Raw genomic sequence first — 4,858 nt, forward strand, 5'->3', positions numbered from 1 at the left:
TTTAATATATCCAGGCTTGGAAGGATGCTGCTGATAGATGGCAAGAACTTCTCCGGCACATTTAACAACAAATAAAGGCTCAGAAATTCCCTCAGGAGATTCAAAAACCTGTCCATGCTGAATTTTTGGTATCATCTCTTGTTCAACTTCCCAACTACTCAAATGATTTAAACCTCGTGAGAGTGATAATAATAAAGAATTTCGCTTGTCTTTATCGACATTTTCCTGAATTTCGTCAAATGTGTAGCAATCTTCTCTCGAAATGTCTCCGGTTTTTGTACGGACTAGAAAAGACATGTGAGCCGGATAGCCTAAATATTTACCGATATCTACACATAATGTCCGGATATATGTACCTTTTGAACATACGACACGAATAGAAAAAGAAGCTGTTTGCTCGGAAAAAGTAATATCTTGGTCGATTAGTTCGATTTCTTTGACCATCACCTGGCGTGCTGGACGCTCTACTTCTTTCCCTTCGCGCGCGTATTCGTAAAGTTTTTTTCCATCAACTTTTACAGCAGAATACATCGGTGGAATTTGAGTAATCTCTCCTTGAAATGATGCCAAAGCTTCCATAACTTCACTTATAGAAAGCGGCTTCACTTTTTTCACATCCATTTTGTCTCCCGTTGCATCTTCCGTTGTCGTTGAATAGCCCAACGTGACGACCGTTTCATACACTTTGTCAGTATCTGTTAAAAAAGGGACTATTTTAGTAGCTTTTCCTACACAAAGAGGAAGAACCCCTTCTACCTCAGGGTCCAGAGTACCTGTATGACCTACCTTTTTCGTCTTCAACATACCGCGAGCTTTACTGACACAATCATGAGACGTGAAGCCCTTAGGTTTCCATAATGGGAGAATACCATCCATACATTTCACCTCAAAACTCAACTATGTTTTTATACACATAGAATCCGTGCTCAGTGAGCACGGATCCATTTCCTATTCAGTGTCGGTATCATTAAGATCACGAAGAATCGTTTCGATACGATTTCCTCTTTCAATCGCTTCGTCAAACTCGAACATAATCTCAGGAGTTTTTCGAAGACGGATGCGCTGACCAATTTCTGAACGGATGAAACCTTTTGCTTTAGCAAGACCTACAAGTGTATCATGCTTCTGTTTATCATCACCAAGAACAGAAATGTACACTTTCGCCTGCTGTAAGTCCCCGGTAACTTTTACTTCGGTTACTGTTACAAATCCAACACGCGGGTCCTTGATTTTCTTACTGATGATATCACTAAGCTCTTTTTTCATCTGTTCTCCGACACGATTGGCACGTAAATCATTCATGTTTGTTCACCTCTTCTAAAAAGCGCCAGCACCTTACTTTCCCAGCTTCAGTGAAACTTGATCTATAGTAATTTTATATTGGCTCACTACCTAATCAATATCCAAACTTGAAGCTGGAGAAGCAGGCGCACAAACTAGAAATGTATCTAGTTATAAACACTTACTTTACATCTATATCCTCTCATAACCATTCCAAAACTGTATCTGTTCGTTCCAACTCCGGAAAGGAATCAATAAACGCTAAAGTTCGTTGGACCGTCTGTTCGGCTATAACTTTATCACTGGCAATGACCACTAAACCTATACACGTGCGCTGCCAGAGATTTTGGTAGTCCAATTCACTTACAGATACATTGAAATCATTTTGAATTCTCGTTATCACCCGTTTAAGAACAGAACGTTTTTCCTTTAAGGACTGCGCGTCATAGATGATACATTCCACCTCGGCGCTCAAAATCATGTGCGTTCGATTTCCTGCATTTCGAACGGTTCAATAATATCTCCAATTTTGATATCGTTAAAGTTCTTAATTGTGATTCCGCACTCATAACCTTGCTGCACTTCTTTAACGTCGTCTTTGAATCGTTTTAGAACGTCGATTTCACCTTCATAAATGACGACACCGTCACGAATAACTCGAATTCCGGAGTTACGTGTCACGCGTCCTTCTGTAACATAAGAACCGGCAATAGTACCAATTTTAGATACTTTGAAGGTTTCACGAACCTCAACTTGACCGATGATTTTCTCTTCATATTCTGGGTCAAGCATCCCTTTCATAGCTGCTTCAATTTCTTCCATCACTTTATAAATGATGTTATGAAGACGGATTTCTACGTCTTCTGATTCTGCAGCTTTACGAGCATTTCCATCTGGGCGAACGTTGAAACCAATAATGATGGCGTTTGAAGCAGAAGCTAATGTAACGTCAGATTCTGTAATCGCACCAACGCCTGTGTGGATGATTTTAACTTTAACACCCTCCACATCGATCTTTTCAAGGGAACCTGCAAGAGCCTCGACAGAACCTTGTACGTCCGCTTTGACAATAAGATTGATATCTTTAATATCGCCTTGCTTGATTTGTTCAAACAAGTCATCAAGACTCACTTTCGCGGTTGCACTGCGGTTTTCTTCCAAGTGTTTTTGTGCACGAGCTTCACCAACCGAGCGAGCCTTCTTCTCGTCTTCAAATACGAGGAAGCGATCTCCGGCTTGAGGGACGTTGTTAAGCCCGGTAATCTCTACCGGTGTGGAAGGACCAGCTACTTTAACACGACGGCCAAGATCATTAACCATCGCACGTACGCGGCCGAATGTGTTCCCAACAACGATAGAATCACTGACGTTCAGAGTACCGTTCTGAACGAGTAAAGTAGCGACAGGTCCACGCCCTTTATCAAGTTCAGCTTCAATGACCGTACCATATGCTGGACGGTTCGGATTAGCTTTGAACTCTTCCATTTCTGAGACTAAGACAATCATTTCAAGAAGATCATCAATTCCTTCTCCTTGAACAGCAGACATTTTAACAAAAATCGTTTCTCCGCCGTAATCTTCCGCAATCAATTCATACTCCATCAATTCTTGCATGACGCGGTCTGGGTTTGCTCCCTCTTTATCCATCTTATTGACGGCAACAATGATTGGAACTCCAGCCGCTTTTGCGTGACTGATCGCTTCTTTCGTTTGGGGCATAACACCATCATCAGCCGCAACAACAAGAATAGCAATATCCGTTACTTGAGCACCTCGAGACCGCATGCTAGTGAAAGCTGCGTGTCCAGGCGTATCAAGGAATGTTATTTTCTTACCATTTTCTTCGACCTGGTAAGCTCCGATATGCTGGGTGATGCCCCCTGCTTCTCCTTCTGTAACCTTCGTATGACGAATGCGGTCAAGCAGTGTCGTTTTACCATGGTCAACGTGACCCATAATGGTTACAACAGCTGGACGTTCTTGTAGATCCTCTGGATCATCCTCGAATGTCATGTTTTCGATATCCGTTTCATCAACGACTACTTCTTCTTCCACTTCAACATTAAATTCTTCGCAGATCAATTCAATGGAGTCTGCATCTAGGTCCTGGTTTTTCGTTGCCATAACACCCAGGAACATAAGCTTTTTAATGATTTCAGAAGAATCTTTATTAAGCTTCTCTGCTAACTCTCCAACCGTCAAACTTCCAGAGTAAGTAACTTTTTCTGGTGTTTGGTTTTTCTGTTTTTTCTGAGGTGGCTGGTTGTTTTGCGTGTTTTTCTGATTGTGTTTTTGGTTCTTATTTTTCGGATTGTTGCCTTGTTTTTGTTTAGGCTTATTGTCTTTTTTGGACTTAGCTTGTGTCTTCCCGGAAGACTGTTGGCCTTTACCGAATGCTTGGTCCAGTTTCGTTGCTACGTCTTCTTCCAATGTTGACATATGGTTAGAGACTTCAACCTTCATTTCATTTAATTTATTGATAACTTGCTTACTTGTTAGTTCATTCTTCTTTGCATATTCATATACGCGTAATTTACTCATATGTTCACCCCCGAATAGATTCATCGAGTAGCGATTGCAACTTTTTCGCAAATCCTTGGTCAAGAACTGCGATCGCGACTCTCCCCGCCTTTCCGATGGCTTGTGATAGTGTTTCACGATCATCAACCACATAGCAAGGTATATCATAAAAGCTACATTTATCTGTTAGCTTCTTTTTCGTTTGTTTTCCAGTATCTTCAGCAATAAGCACGAGCTTAGCTTTTTGTTTTTGTATGTCACGGACAATGGCTTCCTCGCCAAGCGTACATTTTCCCGCTCGCTGAGCAAGACCGATCAGGTTCAAATAGCTGCCGCTCATGACTTTTGTGCCTTTACTTTTGATTTCAGCTCTTCGTAGATACTATCATCTACTCGAGCGTTTAAATGGCGGTTAAGCAGGTGTTCCTTTTCAGCCTTTTCAATGACTTCTAAATCTCTGGAGAGATAAGCACCACGGCCATTTTTCTTTCCTGTGTCATCTACGAATACCTCTCCTTCTTTGTTTCGCACGACACGGATCAATTGTTTCTTAGGCAGCATTTCTTGAGTAACCACGCATTTTCTAAGTGGTTGTTTTTTAGAACGGGACACTTTCCTCCCCTCCTTACTCATCAGACCATTCATCTTCAGTTTCAAAATCCTCTTCGTGAGGTTCTTCATCACTTAATAGTCCTTGCTCCCGGGCTTCACTTTCGCTCTTAATATCAATTTTCCATCCTGTCAATTTAGCAGCAAGACGAGCATTTTGTCCACGCTTACCAATAGCCAAGGACAATTGGTAGTCGGGCACGATGACTGTTGTAGCCTTTTCTTCTTCATTGACAAGCACTTCAACAACTTTTGAAGGACTTAGGGCATTTGAAACATATTCGATCGGGTCTTCAGACCACTGAACGATATCAATTTTTTCACCCTTCAGTTCATTTACGATTGCTTGAACCCTTTGCCCACGTTGTCCTACACAGGAGCCTACCGGATCAATTTCCTGATCCTCTGCGTATACTGAAATTTTAGAACGATCACCTGCTTCGCGAGC

At 41.7% G+C, this 4,858-nt stretch carries 6 protein-coding genes and 1 pseudogene; all 7 read right to left on the bottom strand.

The features are described from left to right. Window positions 1–876, bottom strand: an 876-nt coding sequence (gene truB, locus LD39_RS05725; RefSeq protein WP_035543844.1) for a tRNA pseudouridine(55) synthase TruB, incomplete at its 3' end; no start/stop codon positions are given. 72 nt (window positions 877–948) lie between these two features. Beyond that, entirely contained in the window at window positions 949–1,302 is a 354-nt protein-coding gene (gene rbfA, locus LD39_RS05730; RefSeq protein ID WP_035543847.1) for a 30S ribosome-binding factor RbfA, read from the bottom strand. Window positions 1,303–1,483: 181 nt separating this feature from the next. After that, complete coding sequence (locus tag LD39_RS05735) at window positions 1,484–1,762, bottom strand: DUF503 domain-containing protein (RefSeq protein ID WP_035543849.1); 279 nt, start codon at window positions 1,760–1,762, stop codon at window positions 1,484–1,486. Next, window positions 1,759–3,822, bottom strand: a complete 2,064-nt coding sequence (gene infB, locus LD39_RS05740) for a translation initiation factor IF-2 (protein ID WP_035543851.1) — start codon at window positions 3,820–3,822, stop codon at window positions 1,759–1,761. Before infB ends, LD39_RS05735 begins: the two co-directional genes overlap by 4 nt. A 4-nt stretch (window positions 3,823–3,826) precedes the next feature. Then, on the bottom strand, window positions 3,827–4,141 hold the full coding sequence (locus tag LD39_RS05745; protein ID WP_035543855.1) for a YlxQ family RNA-binding protein: 315 nt from the start codon (window positions 4,139–4,141) through the stop codon (window positions 3,827–3,829). Next, complete coding sequence (gene rnpM, locus LD39_RS05750; protein ID WP_081988333.1) at window positions 4,138–4,413, bottom strand: RNase P modulator RnpM; 276 nt, start codon at window positions 4,411–4,413, stop codon at window positions 4,138–4,140. Before rnpM ends, LD39_RS05745 begins: the two co-directional genes overlap by 4 nt. Window positions 4,414–4,426: 13 nt before the next feature. Next, window positions 4,427–4,858, bottom strand: a pseudogene (nusA, locus tag LD39_RS05755) (transcription termination/antitermination protein NusA); the annotation flags it as partial.

Origin of the sequence: Halobacillus sp. BBL2006 (genome assembly GCF_000786645.1) — a bacterium.
GTDB lineage: Bacteria > Bacillota > Bacilli > Bacillales > Halobacillaceae > Halobacillus.

Bases quoted from the DNA above. Each gene is read 5' to 3' on its own strand.
- LD39_RS05745 (WP_035543855.1), bottom strand. From the start codon at position 4,141: ATGAGCGGCAGCTATTTGAACCTGATCGGTCTTGCTCAGCGAGCGGGA.
- infB (WP_035543851.1), bottom strand. From the start codon at position 3,822: ATGAGTAAATTACGCGTATATGAATATGCAAAGAAGAATGAACTAACA.
- LD39_RS05735 (WP_035543849.1), bottom strand. From the start codon at position 1,762: ATGATTTTGAGCGCCGAGGTGGAATGTATCATCTATGACGCGCAGTCC.
- rbfA (WP_035543847.1), bottom strand. From the start codon at position 1,302: ATGAATGATTTACGTGCCAATCGTGTCGGAGAACAGATGAAAAAAGAG.